Genomic DNA, 18,660 nt, shown 5'->3' with positions numbered 1-18,660 from the left:
CATTCGGCCGCCGCGCGTCTGTTTACCATTGCAGGACCGGAGTGGCTAGCAGCCCGTACCTTGCAGGAGCCTCACCGCGGTCCCGCCATCCCTTGGGCCGCAGAAGTTCCAGCCAGCCCATCTTGAGCCTCCTATGTGCTTGAGCCTCATCTGTGCCGTGCGCCCACGGCTAGCCCCAGGAGACAACGAAGTGTCCACTGAAACCATCACTCCCGCTGACGGCATTTCCGCCGGTTCCGCCTCCGCCGAGCAGTCGACCGTACTGACCGACCAGGAGATCTTCGAGGCCCACCAGGGCGGCAAGCTGTCCATCTCCAGCACGGTCCCGCTGGCCAGCAAGCGCGATCTTTCCATTGCCTACACGCCGGGCGTTGCCCAGGTCAGCCGCGCCATCCACGCCGACCCGGAGCTTGCCAAGACCCTCACCTGGGCCCAGCGCCTGGTGGTTGTGGTCAGCGACGGCACCGCCGTGCTGGGCCTCGGCAACATCGGCGCCAGCGCGTCCCTGCCTGTTATGGAAGGCAAGTCCGCGCTGTTCAAGTCCTTCGGCGACCTGGACTCCATCCCGCTGGTCCTCAACACCACCGACGTGGACGAAATCGTGGAAACCCTGGTCCGCCTGCGCCCCTCCTTCGGTGCCGTGAACCTTGAGGACATCTCCGCCCCGCGCTGCTTCGAGCTCGAGGAAAAGCTCATCGAAGCCTTGGACTGCCCGGTGATGCACGACGACCAGCACGGCACCGCCGTCGTGGTCCTCGCCGCGCTGACCGGCGCCGCAAAGGTGGCCGGCCGCGAACTTGAAGGACTCCGCGTCGTGGTTTCCGGTGCGGGTGCCGCAGGCATCGCCGTCGCCGAAATCCTGCTGACCGCCGGTATCCGGGACGTCGTCCTGCTGGATTCGCGCGGCGTCATCAACAAGGACCGTGCGGACATCGCCGCCGACCCCGCCAGCAAGAAGGCCCAGATGGCGCAGCGCAGCAACCCGCGCGGCATCACGGGCGGCCCGGGCGAGGCCCTGCTCGGCGCCGACGTGTTCATCGGTGTCTCCTCCTCGCAGCTCGCCGAGGAGCACCTGAAGCTCATGAACCACAGCTCCATCGTGTTCGCGCTGTCCAACCCGGACCCCGAAGTCCTGCCCGAGGTCGCCTCCCGCTACGCCGCCGTGGTGGCCACCGGGCGCAGCGACTTCCCCAACCAGATCAACAATGTGCTGGCCTTCCCGGGAATCTTCCGGGGCGCGCTGGATGCCGGTGCCCGTCGGATCACTCCCGCCATGAAGCTCGCCGCGGCACGCGCCATCGCTGCGTTGGCCGAGCCTGAGCTGTCCGCCGACTACATCGTGCCCAGCCCGCTGGATCCGCGCGTCGCCCCGGCCGTTTCCGCCGCTGTCGCCGCAGCGGTCGAAGCCGAGTAACCGCGGAGCACACTCCGCCAGGAAGTTCGACGGCGGTGCCTCCCGTGCTGGGGAGGCGCCGCCGTCGTCGTATGTGATAGCGCCTAGCCCGGGCAGCCCCCGGAGGCAACCCATGCCGGGAACCCTCGCCGGGCAACCCTAGACTTGGGGCATGAACCCCGAGATCCTTGTGACTGTCCTCTGCGGCCTTGCCATCGTGGTGGGTGTAGCCGGCACCGTTATCCCCGTGCTGCCGGGCAGCATCCTCATCGGACTGAGCCTGCTCGCCTGGGCCATCTGGGGCGGCGCCGGAACGGCCGGCTGGGTGGTCTTCGGAATCGGACTGGTGTTCGTGCTGGCGGGAATGGCGGCCAGCGCCGTCCTGACGGGACGCAAACTCAGGGAACACCGCATCCCCAGCCGCAGCGTGGTGGCGGGTCTCGTTTTTGGGGTGGTGGGCATGTTCCTCATCCCGGTAGTGGGCCTCTTTGTAGGGTTCGCCGCCGGTTTGCTGCTCAGCGAATCCCACCGCACCCGCGATTTCCGCACCGCCATGACAACCAGCTGGGCCGCCCTGAAAGCTACCGGGCTGGGCATGCTGGTGGAGTTCGGCCTGGCCTGCTTGGCCGCGAGCACCTGGGTGATCGGTGTCTGGGTGGCCGCAGCCAGCTAGCTGCGCGGAGGCCCTCCCAGCAGCCGCCAAGCGTGCACCACTAGCATGGAAGAATGAGCGCCGGACAGACCTCAGGACCGATCTATCGCGACCAGCGCGACCTCACCCCGTTCGGCGACGCGCTGGTCCGCACGCCGGTGCGTGACATCGCAGACGGAGTGGGCGGGATCCTGCACAGCGCCCTGGGCGGCCGCAATGCTGCGCTGCTCAGCGTGGATGGCCCCGTCCCCCGCATGAAGCGGCTCCCCGGGAAGGCCGCCAAAACTGTATACGAGGCGATCTTCCACAACGCCGATCCCAACCGGCTGATCGCCGCCGGCCGGGCCTATCCCGGCTGGGCCGGGCTTTGCTACGTCATGGCCGGGCTCCTCGCCTACAAACAGGGCGGCTACCTGCGCGCCTCCGAGCTCCTGCAGCGGGGCCTCACTACCAGGAACGACGACGACGCCAACCAGTTCGCGTCGGGCTACCTGACCCGCGTGGTCACCCGGGTTGAAGTCGCCGAACGCATCGAGGTTCCGGTGCTCTTCAGTGAAGAGGCCGTGTTCCTGGCGCTGTCGCACTCGCTTCGGGAAACGGGCCACCTTGAGACGGCGCTGCAAACCGTGGCGTCGCTTCCGCCGTCGCTGCCTGCGGCCCTGGCGCGCTGCTCGCTGGCCCATGCGCTGGGACGCGACAAGGAGGTGGCGGTGTGGACGGAAGGGCTCCTCAACTCCGATGACCTCTCTGCCGCGCTGCTCCTGGTGCGCGCCCGTTCACTCCGGCGGCTTGGGGCCAGCGCCGCTGCCCAGGCGGCCCTCAAGGAAGTCCTGCGGCGCCGCAAGACCCATCTGGCGCTGCGGAACGACGCCATGACCGACCGCGCCCTCCTGCTGCTGGACAACGGCCGCAAGTCACTCAATCCGCGGGACTGGCTGCGGGGCCGGCCGGCCGAACTCGAGACCTTCGAAGTCATCCGCAAGGACGTCGAGGAGCGCAGGCTCTGGGAACAGGAATGGAAGCAGTTGGACCGGGAATAGAGCTCCTCGTCCGGGTCCGGCAGGCCCGGCGCCGGAGGCCCTTGTGGGCAATGGCAGGCCGCGGTACAACGGACCAATGAGCGATGCAATCAGGCAGTGGATGGAAAAGTACATCACGGCGTGGACCACCAACAAGCCGGACGATATCCGCGCCCTCTTCACCGAGGACGCCGTCTACGCCACCCGGCCCTACGATCCGAACGCGTGGCGCGGGCATGAACAGATCGTGGAACACTGGCTGACCGAGGCTGACGAGCCGGAGGAGTGGACCTTCGAATGGTCGCCGCTCGGCTCGGACGGTGACCTGCATTTCGTTCAAGGCCGCACAAACTACCTGGGTGACCGTCCCAGCTACGAGAACCTGTGGGTGGTCCGGCTCGGCCCGGACGGACGCGCTTCCGCCTTCACCGAGTGGTTCATGGAACGAAAGGTCTGAGGGCGCCGGCCGGTGCTATTGCTACTGCCAGGCGATCCCGGCCACCACCGGAATGAGCTGCTCGGACAGCAGGACGGTGCCCAGCGCCACCATGATGATCCCGCTGGCAAGGGTCACCCGCCGGGCAGCCCCGGGCCGTGAGTGCAGCAGCTTCCTGGAGAGCAGGGCAACGCACGTGTACACCACACCGGCCAGCAGGACGAAGGTCAGGCCCAGCAGCCCGGACTGCACCGGTACCGGCAAAGACGCTTCCGGGCTGACAAACTGGGGAACCAGCGCCACGAAGAACAGCAGCCCCTTGGGGTTGATCCCGCTGGTGCCGACGCCCTGCAGGAAGGTGCGGAACTGGTTGGATTCCGTTTGTTTGGAGTCGCCCGCGGCGGCCGCTCCGGGGCCGAAACTGGCGCCGCGCCACGACCGGATGGTGCCGAAGCCCAGCCACAGCAGGTAGGCCGCCCCCGCCACGGTCAGCCAGCCAAGTACGCCGGGCGCACCGGCCAGCAAGGCGGCAAGTCCCGCCACCATGAGCACCGTGTGCAGGACGTAGCCGCTGCACAGTCCGGCCACGGCGGGGACAAAACTGCGCTGTTTCAGGCCCGCCGCAATGGAGTAGGCCCAGTCCACTCCGGGGGTGCAGGCCAGGGCGCCGGCAACCACCAGGAAAGCGAGGAATAACTGGGAATTCACGGGCGGCCTCCTACGGTGTGCTGATAGGAGAAACTCTAGGCAATTAGCCGCAACAAGTGTTCCCTGATTTACTCAGGAAATGCCGCCGGTGGGTAAGATAATTGCGTGATTGACCACATTGACAGAAATATCTTGCGCCACCTGAAAACGGATGGCCGGATGACTGCCACCGCCCTTGCGGCAAAGGTGGGATTGACGGTCGCGCCGTGCCACCGGCGGCTGCGGGACCTGGAGTCATCAGGGGTGATCCGCGGCTACCGCGCGGACATCGACCCGGCCGCCGTCGGGCTCGGCTTTGAGGCCATCGTTTTTGTGACGCTGCGGCAGGTGGACCGGCCCACCATGGAGATCTTCGAGAACCGCGTGGCGGACAATCCCAACATCGTGGAGGCGCAGCGGCTGTTCGGCTCGCCGGACTACCTCCTGAAGGTCATCGCCGAGGACCTGCCCGCATACCAGCGCTTCTACGACTCCGAGCTCACGTCGCTGCCCGGCGTCGAGCGACTCACATCAACCCTGGTGATGAAGAACCTGAAATCGAACGCCGGTCCGCCGGTTTAGGCTGGGTCCTGCCGTCTAGCTGCAGCCGGCCAGTCAGGCTGCCGGGCTGACGTGGACGATGATCACCTGGGTGTCCTTGGCGCCGTCGTACCGGAGGTCGTAGTTGACCTCCAGCCCGGTGGACGTCCCCGGAGTGATGGAAAAATCGCTCTTCCCTTCAGGGTCCTTCTCAGTCGATGAAATCCACCGCTCAGCGGAGCCGCCGTCGATTCCGTAGCGCTGTACGCCGTCGCGGATCAGGCCGAAGTACTCAGCCGCCGAATCGGCGGTGAGGAAGTAGGTCACTTCACTGAAGTCGGGGCTCTGGTCCGTGGTGTTGAACCGGATCCGATCCGTTTCGCCCGCGATCTCGCCATTGGGCGCCACAATCGTCAGCGCGATCTTGCCCGAGTTGCGGGTGTTGATTTCCGGACCGTAGCTGTCCTCGGTAACCCGCACGTCAGCCTTTTTCAACGAACCCGAACTCATGTCCAGCCGCGCGGTTTTGGTGGCGCGGATCTGGTCCACTCCGGCGGCGTCGAGGGTGGAAAATTCGGAGGTGCTCACGGTGCTCCCTGCAGAAGATGATGCGGCGGACGTCGGTTCGGTGGCGTTGGGGCTGCTGATCTGGCAGCCGGTGAGGGCAAGGCTTCCGGCCAGGCCCAACACGGGCAGGACGCGGCGGACGACGGCGGCCTGCCGCCTAAGGCGCGGGCGGACAGACGGAAGCGCGGGAATCACTGGTGCACCTCGGCGTCGAAGCCGGAGACAAAGCGGTCCATGATGCCCGGAATATTGTTGGTGGGACGGTACTGGTCCACCCGGTCGTTGAAATCCGAGCCGATGATCTGCCGGGCCCCCGCCGGGTCAGTGGCCAGCAGGTTTTGGTAGGCCGGCAGGGTGTCCTGCTTGATGAGCTCCCAGCGCTGATCGGCATTGGCGATGTTCCCATCGGGGAAGCCGGTGGTGAAGTCCGTGCGGAACTGCGTGGGGTTGTCCCAGTTGGTGAAAGGCACGTTTTCCGGCCCCGGACTTTCCACGCTGAACTTGTACGGGAACACCTCGGGGTAACTCCTGGCGCCGGGGATGGACGGTTCACCGGCCAGTGTCACCATGTAGGTCACGGCCTCCCCGCCCGGGTGGCTGCGCATGGTGTCGTAGTCGTCTGCAATGATTTCGTTCTGCTCCCGGTTCAGGAGCGTGGTGTTGCCTGCCTGCACCTGCGCAGGGTCGCCGGAATCGACCTGGGCCCAGGCGCGTGCCGTCGGGTGGTCGATCGCACCGGAGTCGCGGAGGCGGTTGATCTCGTCCAGGCCACCGTCCATGTAGGCCTGGTGCTGCCGGGCCTGGTCCAGGAAGATCTCCTTGTTCATGTCCAGCATGCTGGTCTCGTAGAACTTGATCTCCTGGTCGGTCATGCCGGCCAGTTGTTCGATCTGGTCCAGCATCGGCAGCGGAATGTCCGACGCCGGGTTGTCGGCGATCTGCTGTGCGAGGTCCCGCATCACGGCCATGTCCTTGAATCCGCCGGCGAACGACGGGCCGATCATGTTGGCCATCCCGGCCCACTGCAGGTCCGGGTTGGACAGGTAGGCCTGCCCGTAGAAGTCGTAGACCTTCTTGATGGTCTCCCAGTTGTACTCCGTGCCCTTGGACGTATCCCAGTCAGCGGGATCGATTCCCATGTCCCGCATGGCCTGCTGGTTCCAGTAGTCGGTGAGGAACGCCGAATATTCCGGCGAAGTCTTCTCGATCAGTCCCGCGTCGGCGGCAGCGTCCAGGGCGGACTTTGCGGTGTCCGGGTGGGCCAGCGCCCACTGCTTGAATTCATCGCTTTTCAGGTAGTCCTGGCGTTCCGCCGGCGTCATGCCGTTGAGCTTGTCCGTCAGTTCCTGCGCGGCGCGGTCCGCCGGCGGGTTGCCGCCGCCGGAGCCGCCGTTGCCGCCGCCCGCTGAACCGGTGCTGGCCTGCTCCTGCTGGTCGGCGTTCCGCTGCAGGGCTTTGGAAGCGTTCTGGATCCCCGCGGCAGCTTCCCGGAGCGCCTTCGTATGGGCTCCCTTCCAATCGCTGCGGAAGCGGTCGCCGTCGTTGCCCTTCCACGGGCTGGAGGCGATGGAGCTGCCCAACTGTTGGCCCAGCTGGTCCAGCCGGCTGGCACCTTTCGCCAAGTCTTTCGCGAGCTGACGTAGCTGTGCGACGTCCGCACCGTAGAAGTTCCCCGCCACATTTCCCCCTGTTGAAGTCCACGCCAGCCTAATGCCTCGTGCTGGAGGCGGCGATGGGGAGAAGTCCCCTGGAGCGGGTACTCCGCAGCGCGGGGTCAGGCGTCCAGCAGTCCGGTGGTTCGGTACGGGATGACTTCGCGCAGGAACATGCTGGTGGATGTGCGGACGATGCCGGGGCAGAGGCGGATCTCCTCGGACACGCGGTAGAGGTCGTCCGGGCTCTTGGCCACCACGCGGATGAGGAGGTCGGTGTCGCCGGCCGGGGCATGGCATTCCAGGACTTCGGGGATCTTGCGCAGTGCGGCGATGGCTTCGTTCAGGTGGCTCTGGTCCAGTTCAGCGCTCACTGCCGCGGCCACGCCGCGGCCCAGGGCCGAGGGCAGTACGCGGCTGCTGTTGGGGCGGAGGGCGCCCGACGCCGTCATGCGCTCCAGGCGCGACTGCACAGTTCCGCGCGCCAGGCCCAGCTTCTGCGCCAGCACCATGATGGGCATGCGGGGGTCGTCGTCCAGTGCGGCTAGAATCCGCCGGTCCGTCGGATCCAGTTCCTGCAATCTGATCACTTCCTGCCTGATGGCGCGCTGACGACTGATCAGTCTGACCAGTGAAGCGCATGCTCGTTGCGCCTACTGTAGGTCTTCTGCTGAAATGATGGCAACAAAGGGACGCAGGCTACCGCCGGATCCCGCAGGCTACAGGACCCCCGGTACACCACCCGGTCCCTGGAACAGGTTTCCCGCAAGGAGGCCGCCGCTGATTGACACTTGTTCACGCATCGTCTTTCCGCAAACACGGCAAGAGCCCCTGAGCTCCCGACGTCGGATCCCCGAAGTCATCGGTAGCTGAGGGGCTCTTGTGTTGTTTGCACGTGTGTTGTCCGGGGCGCCACTAACCTCCATGGTCAAAACGCCTAGGCTGGTGCCATGACTTCAGCCGGCCGCTTTGCCCCGAGCCCTTCCGGCGAACTCCATGTCGGAAACCTCAGGACGGCGATCCTCGCGTGGCTGTTTGCCCGCTCCACCGGCCGGCGGTTCCTGATGCGCGTGGAGGACCTGGACCGCGCCCGAGCGGGTGCTGAGGCGGAGCAGCTCCGCGATCTGGCAGCCATTGGCGTGACCTGGGACGGCGGCGTCGTGCGCCAGACCGAACGCGGGCCGCTGTATGCGGAGGCGATCCGTGGACTGGCTGGCGCAGGGCTGACGTATGAATGTTTCTGCACCCGGCGTGAAATCCAGGAGGCGCCGTCCGCGCCGCACGCCCCGCAGGGCGCCTACCCGGGGACGTGCCGGAACCTTGACCCGGCCGAACGGGAGTTCAAAAGGACCATCCGGCCCGCCGCCATCCGGCTGCGTTCGGCTGTCACCGACTGGACGGTGGAGGACCGGCTGCACGGAACCTACACGGGCGTGGTGGACGACTTTGTGCTCCGCCGCAATGACGGGGTGACTGCCTACAACCTGGCGGTGGTGGTGGACGACGCCGCGCAGGGTATTGACCAGGTGGTCCGCGGGGACGATCTGCTGCCGTCCACGCCCCGGCAGGCATACCTGGCTTCGCTGTTGAATATTCCCGTCCCGGAATATGTTCACGTGCCGCTGGTAGTGAATGCCGACGGCGCCCGGCTGGCCAAGCGCGACGGAGCCGTAACGCTGGCCGACCTGGCCGACGCCGGACTGGACGCCAGCCGGGTTCGGGACATCCTTCTCGAATCGCTCGGGCTCCCGCCGGGACCGCTGCCGCGGGTCCTGCAATCCTTTGATCCGTCGGCGCTGCCGCGGGAGCCGTGGGTGTGGCCCGGTGTTCCGGGCACGGGCATGGGCAAAGCCACAGGTGCCTAGGCGCGTAGGCTGGAGCCATGCCAGACACAGGAACCACGGACGCAAGCGTCCCCCAGCCACGATTCACTGTTGAGACGGCGAAGGTCCTCGCCGAAGTGGCGCACAACCGTCAGAAGGACAAGCTCAAGCGGCCGTACCGCGAACATGTCCTCGCCGTCGGGGATGCCCTGGCGGATTTCGACGACGACATCCGGATTGCCGGCTACCTGCACGATATTGCTGAGGACACCCCGATCACCCGGCAGGCACTGCTGGATATGGGCGTCTCCGAGCGCGCGGTGGGCATCATCGAGCGTGTCACCAAGCGGCTGCACGACAACCCGGACGATTACCAGGCCGGCATCCGGTTCATTGCCGAGGATCACGACGCCACGCTGGTCAAGATCGCGGACAACGCGCACAACTCACTGCCGGAGCGCGTCAAGGCCCTGGCTGAAAAGTGGCCGGACAAGCCGCCGGTGACCCGCTACGACGAAGCCAGGCCGGTGCTCTACGACGCCGTCCCCGTCGAAGAAGTCCGCAAGATCCTGGCGCGGGTGAACCCCTGGCTGCTCGAGGAACTGGACGACCGCCTGGACGAGGCGGACGATACCGACTACGAGAACCTCTCCTACGAGTCCTAGCGGATGCCCTCCCACAGCTCGCGCTCCCAGGCCCGGGGGTCGTACACCACGCGGGAATCGGTATTGAAGAGCATGGTGGTCCTGCGCTCGAGGTCGTAGCCCGGCCAGCCGGGATCGCCGGTGGCGGCGAACGAAACCCAGGCGGCGTGCATGGCATCAGCCAGTTCCTGCGGCGGTTCTGCCCCGAGCAACGGTCCGAACAACCTCGAGTGCGTGTCCAGGGTGTCGAAGACGAACGGCACTTCCACGGCATGGACTGCGCCGAGGCCGGGCGCTGGCCAGGCGAACTCGTACATGAAAGTACGCGCTGAAGTCGCCGACGTCACGTGGGCATCGGCCAGGCTGAGTGCCGGAATCCGCACCCACCAGTCCGTTTCCACAGCGGCGAGCACGTCGCCGGGAGCACTGTCCGGATAGTGCGAGCGGTACTCGCGGTATGCCGTCTCGGCGGGAAGCCCGTATGCCGCAATGGGCGGGAAGCCGTCCACGCTCCTCGATTCCACCAGGTCCTGCTCCGTGACCTTCGCGATGACACCGGTGATGGCGAGGAACAGCTTCCAGTCCTCGGTATTGGTGCCGACCACGACGTCCACCGTGGACCCGGCGCCGGCAGCGATCCGTTCGATGGGGCTGCGGGGGATGACGTCGCCGTCGATTGTCGGCTGCCAGAGCATCGAGCCGGAGACCACCTGTTGTCCCCAGCGCGCGGGGTCCGGGCCGGCAAAGAGATCCGCCTTCAACTCCGCCTGTGCCGCGAGGAACCGCTGAGCGGGTACCGCTGCCATCGCCTCCCGGGTCGGCGGAACCCCCAGCTTCTCGGCAAGGTACCCGCCGATTCTCTGGGCGGTCTCGGTGGGGATCGCATGGTGGGCTGCGCCGCTCTGCAGGATGGCCCGCCGGAACAGGCCCTCGGCGCGCGGCATCGAGAGAAGGACGCCGATGCTCATGGCACCCGCTGACTGGCCAAAGACAGTGACGTTGCCGGGATCACCCCCGAAAGCTGCGATGTTCCCGCGGACCCACTCCAGGGCAGCGACCTGGTCGAGGAGACCGACGTTGGCCTGCCCGTCACCAAGGTCCAGGAAACCGTCCGCGCCCACCCGCCAGTTGATCACCACACATACGACGCCGTCCCGGGCGAAGTTCCGGCCGTCGTAGGCCGCGGTCGAGCCGATTTCGAACGCGCCGCCCTGGATCCACACCATCACCGGCAGGCCGGCGCTGCCCGGGTCCGGTGTCCAGACGTTGAGGTTCAGGCAATCCTCGCCGGCCAGCTCAGTGTCCCATTCCGTGCCGGCACTTTCCGGGGGAGACAGCTGGAAGGGAGCTGCGCCGTAGTGGGTGGCGTCGCGGACTTCTGTCCAGGGCTGGACGGGCCGCGGCGGACGGAGCCGGTTCGCTCCGGACGCGGGCGCGGCGTACGGAATGCCCAGGAAACGGTGCACGCCGTCCTCGACGCTGCCGCGCAGCTGGCCATGTGTGGTCGTGACGACAGTGTTCATGCTAGCCACCTTCACGGGCGGGGGCTTCCCGCCCCAGTGTCACTCTGGCAGCAGCGGCGGTGCAGTTGAAGGGCCGAAGGTCACTCCTTGGGGGTGGAGCCTGTCGAGACCGCCCGTTCCATCTGCTCCAGCGCTGCGTTCATCCTGTGGGTGCCGCGCTTCTCGTCAATGACAATCGAAACGCCCAGCGCCAGCACGATCACCAGCAGGCAGACGGGCACCGAGACCCCGGCGGCGGCGAGCCCCACGCTGCCGGCCAGCGCCGCGAGGACGCCCGCGGCCACGGCAATGACGGTGCGGTCCACGCAGATCATCACGCTGAACATCGCCGTAAGCGAGGCCTTGAAAATGGCCACGGGCACGGCGATGCTGGCCACGGCCAAGGCGGCGCCGATGTGTGCCTCGTGGTCGATGTAATAGGCCGCCACGTGCAGGCCTGCGCCTGTTGCCGCGATGGCCGCGAAGATGGGGATATGCCCGTAGCCGAAGAAGAAGGAGCGGTGCCGCTGGAGGTGCAGGGCCCGGCCGGCGGGCAGGATGAAGTAGATCCACCACATACCGAACGCCAGTGCCGTTCCGCCGAAGCCCACCAGAGCCGCGTCCGCGCTCCAGCCGTGATTGGACACGATGGCGCGGAGCGTTTCGATCGCGCCGATCAGGCATTCGCCGAGGGCAATGATGGCCAGCAGGCCGTAGCGCTCGGCAATGTGGTGCGCGTGCCACGGCGTCCGCATGGAGCGCTCGGCCACGTACGGCGTCGCCATTTCCAGCACGTACAGGGGCACGGTCATCAGAATGGTGGTGAGCAGGTCCGCCTGGATGATCAGCACCGCGATCCAGCCGAGCTGCACCACCCCAAGGTAGGTTGCGTAGCGCAGGCAGGTCTGGCGGCGGGCCGGGTCCTGCCGCGCCGCACGCAGCCACTGGAACACCAGGGCCAGGCGCATGATCACGTAGCCGCCCACGATCACGGCGTTGTCCACATGGGTGCCTTCCACCAGCGAGTGGAAGAGGGGTTCGATGCCCATGGTCAGAATCAGCACGCCAAGCAGCTGGATCATGGTGACCACCCGGAAGACCCAGTCGTCGGTGTCGTACGCGCTGGCGAACCAGGTGAAGTTGATCCACGCCCAGATCACGGCAAACATCGTGAAGGAGAACCCCAGCAGCCCTGCACCGAAGTGGGCCTCGGCAATCTCGTGGGCGAACTGGCTTCCGGCCACTCCGAACGCAATGACAAAGGTGAGGTCGAAAAACAGCTCCAGCGGGGTGGCTGCCCGGTGCTGCTCATGCGGGTCGCGGCCGCCCATGCGGGCCATGGCATGCCGGAGGGGATTGTTGGACATGGCTCAAAGAGTACCGGCGGGAACGGCAGCGGCTCCAGACCGCCCGGTCCGCGTCCGCAGCATCAAGCCGATGTACACGAGGTCGAAGACGCTGCAGAGGGCGCCGACGCCCAGAATCAGGGGCGAATAGGTGTACCAGCCGAACACGATAGTGGGCGCCAGTGTTCCGATCCATTTGGCGACGGCGATGAGCAGGGACTGGCCCCTGGCGCCGCCGCGGGCGACGAACATGGCGATGAACAACCCGGACATCAGCAGGTTCTGCAGGAACGCCGAGTAGCGCGGAGCCGCGTCCCAGCCGAACTCCGCGACAAACAGCAGCTGCACGGCAAGGGCGGTGACCCCCAGGAGCAGGGCCCAGGCCAGGAAGAGTTTCCGCGTCACCCACGCTGGGAGCTCGGCCCGGCCGAACCTGAAGAACGTGTACAGGATGGCAACGTCCGCCAGCGCCCACACGATATTGAACACACCCTGGACGGACAGCGCGGTTGCCACGGAACGCGAGGCATAAATGGCTTCCCACGCGAAGTTCAATGCCAAGGCTGCCGCCGGGATCGAATAACTCCGGTCCCGGAATCCGATCCGGATTGCCTCGACGTACACCGCCGTCCAGGCGATGCCGCTGACAACCGTGAGGAACAGAATCAAGCCGGCTGTTACACCCGGCCCAGCGAGTCGATGTCCTCAAGGAAGTCCTGGTGGACCTCCTTGCTCACCGTGGTCCGGGTGTCCGCAATCGCGTCGAGATAGTCCTGCGTGGCGGGACCCTTTCGGACCGCCTCGCGGACTGACGCGGTGCCCCCGGATGCCAGCCCGCCGTCGTCGTACACTGCCTTTTCCAGGGCACGCTGGGAGGCGCTCCGGGCGGCGTACTCAATGTCCGCGGGGGAGAAGCCCTCGGTGCGGTCCACCAGCAGCTCCACGTCCACGTCGTCCACCACGGCAGCTGGAATGAACCGCTGCCACATGGCCTCCCGGGCCTGGCGGTCGGGCAGGCCGATGGGGATCACGTAGTCGAACCGGCCGTGGCGCAGGAAGGCAGTGTCCAGGGCGCGGATGAAGTTGGTGGCGCAGACCAGCAGGCGGCCGGGCTGCTCGCGGAAGGCCGGGATGATTTTCAGGAGCTCGTTGGTGACGCCTTGGAGCGGCGACGGCGGCTCGCCAGAGCGCTGGGACGCAATCTCCTCCACCTCGTCTATGAATACAACGGCATGTTCCAGCTCGGCGATCTCCAGGAAGGTTTCCCTGAGGGCTCCGGCCAGGCCCTTGGGGTCGGCCGCGAGCCGGGAGGGGAATACTTCCACGAAGGGCCATTCGAGCCGGGACGCGATGGCCTTCGCGAACGTTGTCTTGCCGGTGCCGGGAGGGCCGAAGAGGACGACGGCGCGGGGCGGCACCACGCCGAATTCGTCCGCCAGGTCCGCCTCGGCAAGGGGGAGCACCAGACGGCGTTCCAGCAGTTCCTTTTCGTTGCGCATGCCGGCCACGTTCTCCCAGAGGTCGCGGGCCAGGATGCGGCCGCCAAGGAGGCCCAGGGGTTCGAGCTCCTGGCGCTGGACCGGGATGGTCCGTTCGAAGTAGCGCAGGTTTTTCTTGAGCACGAAGCCCCGGCCGAGGAAGGCCTCCACCCGGGTTTCGGACTCCGGCATCAGCGCGGACAGCTTGTTCAGCCCGTGCGGGGCCATCCGGTTTTCGACGGCGGCCAGCAGCGAGGTGCCGATCCCGCGTCCGCGGTATTCGGGGAGTGTGGCCAGGAAAACGATCCAGCCCTGGTCGTGCGCGGCGCGACCGACGGCGGCGCCCACCACCATATCGCCCTGCACCGCCACCACGGCGTGGTCCTTTTCGCAGGAGGCCAGGACTTCGGAGAGCGCGTAGACGGGCTCCACGTTGGTGGCCTTGAGCGATTCCCAGAGGTGCAGGATGCCGTCAAGGTCGGCCGAATGGAAATCCCTGATCCGCCAGGTGGTCATGAGCGTTTCTCCTGTGGTGGTTCGTCGTTGAGCCAGCGTGAACTTCTCAGCTGAGCATATGCGAACCGGCGCTCCGCAGGGTTGCGGCGGCGTTGCATTACGCCGCCGCAACCCGGCTACCGCACCTATCCGCCGCTCCTACAGCGCTCACAGACACTTGCGGCCCGTCGCCGACTCCGCCGCTACTGAGCCGCGGTGGCCAGCAGCTCCTTCATTTCCTTGATTTCGGACTCCTGGGCGGTAACGATTCCTTGGGCGAGCTTCACGGCGTCGCTGTTCTGCCCGTCGGCTATTTCGGCCTTTGCCATCTGCACGGCGCCCTCGTGGTGCGCAATCATCTGGGTGAGGAACAGCTTGTCAGCTTCCTTGCCCTGTGCGGCGTCGAGTGCCTTGAGGTCGTCGTCGCTCATCATGCCGGACATACTGTGGCCTGCTTCGCCGTGCCCGGCCATGGCGGTGGGTTCGTTCCAGCCCTTGAGCCAGCCGTTCATCTGGTCGATTTCCGGGCCCTGTGCGGCCTTTATTTTGGTGGCCAGCTCCGTGACGGCCGGGTTGACGCCCTGCTTGCCGAGCATCATGGCGCTCATTTCCACGGCCTGTGCGTGGTGCGGAATCATGGACTGGGTGAATAGCGTGTCCGCGGAGTTGTGGCCCATGGAGTCAGGGCTGCCGGCTGGCGCGGAACTGGAGCTCATGGCCCCGTGGTCCGCGGGCATCGTTGAGGAGCCGGTGGTGGCATTCGAGCCGCAACCGGCGAGTGTGATGACCGCGGCCAGGGCAGCGGCTGAAAGAGTGATTGGCTTCTTCATGTAAATGGTGTCCTTCGGGAATCCGGCATGGGTGCCGGGAGGGGCGGCTGCCTGGCTTCGGTGCGCGGGGGTTCAACGCGGGGAACAGGCATCCAGCGGGCAGGTGGAAGCACCGGAAGCGTCACGGTGCAGCTCCCGGTTTACGTCCGGCTAATCGAGAGTTCGCCGGGCGTTGGACTGTCGGGCAGGTGTGTGTACGCGTGCAGCACCCGGCCGGTGTCCACGGAGGGTTCCGGACCGGTGAAAGATGTGGTGCCGGGGGGCGGCGCTGACAGGACCGCGGTGGCCGGTGCGGGAATGCAGCTTGCGTGCGGGGCAGCCCTGTCACCGGTTTCGCCGGTGGAGACGCATGACGGCGGCGGCTCCGGTGCGCTGCTGCCCATGGGCCGGGCGGACGCCGGATCCAAGGCTGCGGCGTGAACTGTGCCGTCCGCCATGGCATCGGGCGCCACATGCGCCGTTGCACTCGGTGCCGCGGCGTGGGTTGCGTGGGCGCCGGCGGGAGAGGCTGCCAGGGCGCCCGGGCCGTGCTGGGTGTGCGCGGACGCTATGACGTGCATGCCGATGAATCCGGCCAGGATTGCGAGGACGCCAAGAATCAGGGCGGCCCGAAGCCGACGACTCACAGGGAGGGACAGGGAACCGGCAAATTGAGGCACAGCGTTCTCCCTTCCCTTGGTACCGCGTGCAGTGCGGCTGTAGTGTCCGCACCGTTCAACGAAGGGTGCGGCCCTTAGATTCCCAGCGTACCCATTGTGTTCCGCAGCGTGTCTGCCGAATGCTGCAGAGCCGCCAGTTCGCCGTCGTCCATGGGCGTGTGAAGCACGCGGTGCACGCCGCCGCGCCCCACGATGCTGGGAAGGGACAACGCCACGCCGGAGATTCCGTAGGGGCCGTCCAGGACGGTGGAAACGGGCAGCACGGCGTTCTCGTCCCGGAGCAGGGCTTCCACGATGCGCGCACCGGAGAGACCGATCGCGTAGTTGGTGGCCCCCTTGCCGGCGATGACCTTGTAGGCCGCCTGCGTCACTTCGCGGGCTGTCTCGGTGAGGTAATCCGCGGTGAAGACCCGTTCGCCGTCCACTTCCCAGTCCCGGATGGGGACCGGGCCGATCGTGGCGCCGGACCACACCGGGAACTCCGTGTCGCCGTGCTCGCCCACCATGCTGGCGTGGACACTGGCCACGGAGACGCCGGCACGGCGGGCCAGCAGCCAGCGCAGCCGCGACGTATCCAGCACGGTGCCGGAGGAGAAGACACGTTCCGGCGGCAGCCCCGAGATCTGTTGCGCCGCCACGGTGAGAACGTCGCAGGGGTTGGTGACCAGGACATAGACCGCGTCCGGGGCATGCTGGAGCAGTTGCGGCATGAGCTGTTCGAGGATGCGGACGTTCGTTCCGGCCAGGTCCAGGCGCGTCTGGCCCGGCGCCTGTTTGGCGCCGGCCGTGATCACCACGACGTCGGCGCCTTCAGTCACGGCGATGTCTCCGCCGCCGGTGACGGTGGCGGCCGCCGCGGCGAACTGCGTGCCGTGGGCGAGGTCCAGGACCTCCGCCTCCGCTTTGAGGGCATTGACATCGAATAGGGCGATATTGCTGGCCGAACCCCGGATCAAGGCAGCGTACGCCAGTGAGGTGCCGACGCTTCCGGCTCCCACCACCGCAAGTTTGGATCCTGACATGAGCTACCTCTTCCCCGGTCCCGGATTGCCAGGACCCGCGCTGGTGGTGGAACTGCACGCAATGGCTTCATGCTACCGAGTCAGGTGCAGCCCCACACCAAAGCGCGAACGGACACTTAAGCCCCCACACCAAAGCGCGAACGGACACTTGCGGCCCCACACCAAAGCGCGAACGGACACTTGCGGCCCGTCAAGCCGAGGATTTTAGGGCCGCAAGTGTCCGTTCGCGCTATTGAAACGCTTCGCCGGTGGAACGCGTGGCTAGCGGAATGTGTTTAGCTCTTGTTCTTCGCCCCCGGGCCCGGGCGGTTGGCGACCAGCGGGTACGGGCCGGTGAAGCCGTCGCGGACTGCGGCGAGCTCGAGGACACGGTCCCGGCAGAGACGCCAGCCCAGCATCAGCGCCGGAATCACGATCACCAATGAGGCGATGGTCCAGGTTCCCACTGGCGAATCGAAGGCCATCAGGACCAACACTGCCAGCAGGAACGCCAGCGTGATCCAGCCGGTCACGGGGGCGCCGGGCATCCGGAACGCCGGGCGGAGGAGTTCGCCGCGCTTGGCCAGCCGGGCCAGCTGCATCTGGCACAGCACAATCACGGCCCAGGTGCTGATGATGCCCAGGGATGCCACGTTCAGGACAATCTCGAAAGCTTCGGCGGGAACGATGGCGTTGAGCACCACACCGAGGACGGCCACCGCCGCGGTCAGTGCAATACCGCCGTAAGGGACGCCGGCCTTGTTCATGCGGGACGCGAACTTCGGAGCGGAGCCGGTGACGGACATGGAGCGCATGATGCGACCGGTGGAGTACAGGCCGGCGTTGAGCGAGGAAAGCGCCGCCGTGAGGACCACCAGGTTCATGATGGCGTCCACGCCTTCGACGCCGATGGAGCCGAAGAACGTGACGAACGGGCTTTCGCCGGCTTTGTATGCGGTGTACGGCAGGAGCAGGGAGAGGAGCACCAGGGAGCCGACGTAGAACACCGCAATCCGGAAGATCACCGTGTTGATGGCCTTGGGCATGATCTTTTCCGGGTTCTCGGTTTCACCGGCCGCGGTTCCGATCAGTTCGATCGAAGCATAGGCGAACACCACGCCCTGCATCACCACAATGGCCGGCAGCAGCCCGTTGGGGAACATGCCGCCGTTGTCCGCGATCAGGCTGAAGCCAACCTGCTGGCCGTCCACGGGCGTGCCGAAGATGACGAAGTAGATGCCCACCACCAGGAAGGTCACCAGCGCCACCACCTTGATGAGCGCGAACCAGAACTCCAGCTCGCCGAAGACCTTGACGGAGATCAGGTTCAGGCCGAGCACCAGGATCAGGGCCGTCAGCGCCCACACCCACTGCGGAACGTCGGCAATGGGTGCCCAGTACTTCTTGAAAAAGTTCATGTAAAGCGCGACGGCGGTAATGTCCACGATTGCGGTCATCGCCCAGTTCAGCCAGTACAGCCAGCCGGTGACGAACGCCGCCTTCTCGCCGAAGAATTCACGGGCATAGGAAACGAACGATCCCGACGAGGGGCGGTGCATCACAAGCTCGCCGAGGGCGCGCAGGATCATGAAGGCGAAGAAGCCGCACACCGCGTAGCTGATGATGAGGGCCGGTCCGGCGGTGGCAAGCCGGCCGCCGGCGCCCATGAAGAGACCGGTACCGATCGCGCCGCCGATGGCGATCATCTGGACCTGCCGGGGCTTGAGTCCCTTGTGGTAGCCCTCATCCTCGCGGTGGAGGGTGGCTTCTGAAGCGTGGGCGTGTGCCGGGATGGTGTGGTCGGTGATGGCCTGCTTTTGGGCAGTGTCCTGTTGGGGCTGTGTCATGAAGGGTCCTTAGGTGGGGGACTACTTGCTGAGGTTGGCCAGGCGTTGCGGGCTGAGGAGCTCTTCCAGTTGCTCGGCGGTGAGCAGTT

The 18,660-nt window shown here is 66.4% G+C and carries 19 protein-coding genes; 7 read left to right on the top strand and 12 right to left on the bottom strand.

The window, feature by feature from the left end; genetic code table 11:
- Positions 1-190: 190 nt before the first annotated feature.
- From AC07YR_RS14675 to AC07YR_RS14660, 4 genes are all read left to right on the top strand, one after another.
- Positions 191-1,414: an NAD(P)-dependent malic enzyme gene (locus AC07YR_RS14675; RefSeq protein WP_494734405.1), complete on the top strand. Its 1,224-nt coding sequence runs from the start codon at positions 191-193 to the stop codon at positions 1,412-1,414.
- A 151-nt stretch (positions 1,415-1,565) separates the two neighbouring features.
- On the top strand, positions 1,566-2,066 hold the full coding sequence (locus AC07YR_RS14670) for a DUF456 domain-containing protein (protein WP_055799831.1): 501 nt from the start codon (positions 1,566-1,568) through the stop codon (positions 2,064-2,066).
- Between the two features lie 53 nt (positions 2,067-2,119).
- Positions 2,120-3,085, top strand: coding sequence for a hypothetical protein (locus AC07YR_RS14665; protein ID WP_494734404.1), 966 nt, complete (start codon positions 2,120-2,122; stop codon positions 3,083-3,085).
- 76 nt (positions 3,086-3,161) lie between these two features.
- Positions 3,162-3,521: a nuclear transport factor 2 family protein gene (locus AC07YR_RS14660; RefSeq protein WP_055799824.1), complete on the top strand. Its 360-nt coding sequence runs from the start codon at positions 3,162-3,164 to the stop codon at positions 3,519-3,521.
- Positions 3,522-3,542: 21 nt separating this feature from the next.
- On the opposite strand, the gene AC07YR_RS14655 is transcribed toward AC07YR_RS14660, so the two are convergent.
- Positions 3,543-4,208, bottom strand: coding sequence for a LysE family translocator (locus tag AC07YR_RS14655; protein ID WP_436059107.1), 666 nt, complete (start codon positions 4,206-4,208; stop codon positions 3,543-3,545).
- Positions 4,209-4,313: 105 nt separating this feature from the next.
- Here AC07YR_RS14655 and AC07YR_RS14650 point away from each other — a divergent pair, with 105 nt between their 5' ends.
- Positions 4,314-4,769 carry an Lrp/AsnC family transcriptional regulator gene (locus AC07YR_RS14650; protein ID WP_082506758.1) on the top strand — a complete coding sequence of 152 codons (456 nt, stop codon included), beginning with the start codon at positions 4,314-4,316 and terminating at the stop codon, positions 4,767-4,769.
- Between the two features lie 33 nt (positions 4,770-4,802).
- Here the strand turns inward: AC07YR_RS14650 and AC07YR_RS14645 are convergent, their stop codons facing one another.
- The 3 genes from AC07YR_RS14645 to AC07YR_RS14635 all read right to left on the bottom strand — a co-directional run bounded on the left by AC07YR_RS14645 (position 4,803) and on the right by AC07YR_RS14635 (position 7,527).
- Complete coding sequence (locus tag AC07YR_RS14645) at positions 4,803-5,489, bottom strand: hypothetical protein (RefSeq protein ID WP_494734403.1); 687 nt, start codon at positions 5,487-5,489, stop codon at positions 4,803-4,805.
- Complete coding sequence (locus AC07YR_RS14640; protein WP_494734402.1) at positions 5,486-6,973, bottom strand: WXG100 family type VII secretion target; 1,488 nt, start codon at positions 6,971-6,973, stop codon at positions 5,486-5,488. Before AC07YR_RS14640 ends, AC07YR_RS14645 begins: the two co-directional genes overlap by 4 nt.
- Before the next feature lie 95 nt (positions 6,974-7,068).
- Entirely contained in the window at positions 7,069-7,527 is a 459-nt protein-coding gene (locus AC07YR_RS14635; protein WP_436059378.1) for an Lrp/AsnC family transcriptional regulator, read from the bottom strand.
- Positions 7,528-7,896: 369 nt separating this feature from the next.
- Here AC07YR_RS14635 and gluQRS point away from each other — a divergent pair, with 369 nt between their 5' ends.
- Positions 7,897-8,811: a tRNA glutamyl-Q(34) synthetase GluQRS gene (gene gluQRS, locus AC07YR_RS14630; protein WP_494734401.1), complete on the top strand. Its 915-nt coding sequence runs from the start codon at positions 7,897-7,899 to the stop codon at positions 8,809-8,811.
- A 17-nt stretch (positions 8,812-8,828) separates the two neighbouring features.
- On the top strand, positions 8,829-9,434 hold the full coding sequence (locus AC07YR_RS14625; protein ID WP_055799812.1) for an HD domain-containing protein: 606 nt from the start codon (positions 8,829-8,831) through the stop codon (positions 9,432-9,434).
- Here the strand turns inward: AC07YR_RS14625 and AC07YR_RS14620 are convergent.
- The 8 genes from AC07YR_RS14620 to AC07YR_RS14585 all read right to left on the bottom strand — a co-directional run bounded on the left by AC07YR_RS14620 (position 9,431) and on the right by AC07YR_RS14585 (position 18,571).
- Entirely contained in the window at positions 9,431-10,936 is a 1,506-nt protein-coding gene (locus tag AC07YR_RS14620; protein WP_494734400.1) for a carboxylesterase/lipase family protein, read from the bottom strand. The two genes, AC07YR_RS14625 and AC07YR_RS14620, sit on opposite strands and share 4 nt — an antisense overlap.
- An 80-nt stretch (positions 10,937-11,016) precedes the next feature.
- Entirely contained in the window at positions 11,017-12,282 is a 1,266-nt protein-coding gene (locus tag AC07YR_RS14615) for a low temperature requirement protein A (protein ID WP_494734399.1), read from the bottom strand.
- A 3-nt stretch (positions 12,283-12,285) separates the two neighbouring features.
- Entirely contained in the window at positions 12,286-12,930 is a 645-nt protein-coding gene (locus tag AC07YR_RS14610; protein WP_436059102.1) for a transmembrane-type terpene cyclase, read from the bottom strand.
- A gap of 8 nt (positions 12,931-12,938) precedes the next feature.
- Entirely contained in the window at positions 12,939-14,255 is a 1,317-nt protein-coding gene (locus AC07YR_RS14605; protein WP_436059101.1) for an ATP-binding protein, read from the bottom strand.
- A 182-nt stretch (positions 14,256-14,437) separates the two neighbouring features.
- Positions 14,438-15,064: a DUF305 domain-containing protein gene (locus AC07YR_RS14600; protein ID WP_055799799.1), complete on the bottom strand. Its 627-nt coding sequence runs from the start codon at positions 15,062-15,064 to the stop codon at positions 14,438-14,440.
- A 140-nt stretch (positions 15,065-15,204) separates the two neighbouring features.
- Complete coding sequence (locus AC07YR_RS14595) at positions 15,205-15,723, bottom strand: hypothetical protein (RefSeq protein ID WP_436059100.1); 519 nt, start codon at positions 15,721-15,723, stop codon at positions 15,205-15,207.
- A 74-nt stretch (positions 15,724-15,797) separates the two neighbouring features.
- A complete protein-coding gene (locus AC07YR_RS14590) occupies positions 15,798-16,745 on the bottom strand; it encodes an L-lactate dehydrogenase (RefSeq protein WP_055799793.1) in 948 nt (315 codons plus the stop codon).
- 275 nt (positions 16,746-17,020) lie between these two features.
- Positions 17,021-18,571 carry an amino acid permease gene (locus tag AC07YR_RS14585; protein ID WP_494734398.1) on the bottom strand — a complete coding sequence of 517 codons (1,551 nt, stop codon included), beginning with the start codon at positions 18,569-18,571 and terminating at the stop codon, positions 17,021-17,023.
- Between the last annotated feature and the right edge of the window lie 89 nt (positions 18,572-18,660).

The sequence above is a fragment of the Arthrobacter sp. GW460-12-1-14-TSB2 genome, assembly GCF_059423525.1.
Note: the sequence above shows the minus strand (reverse complement) of the source record. Positions and strands in the feature narration are given on the sequence as shown.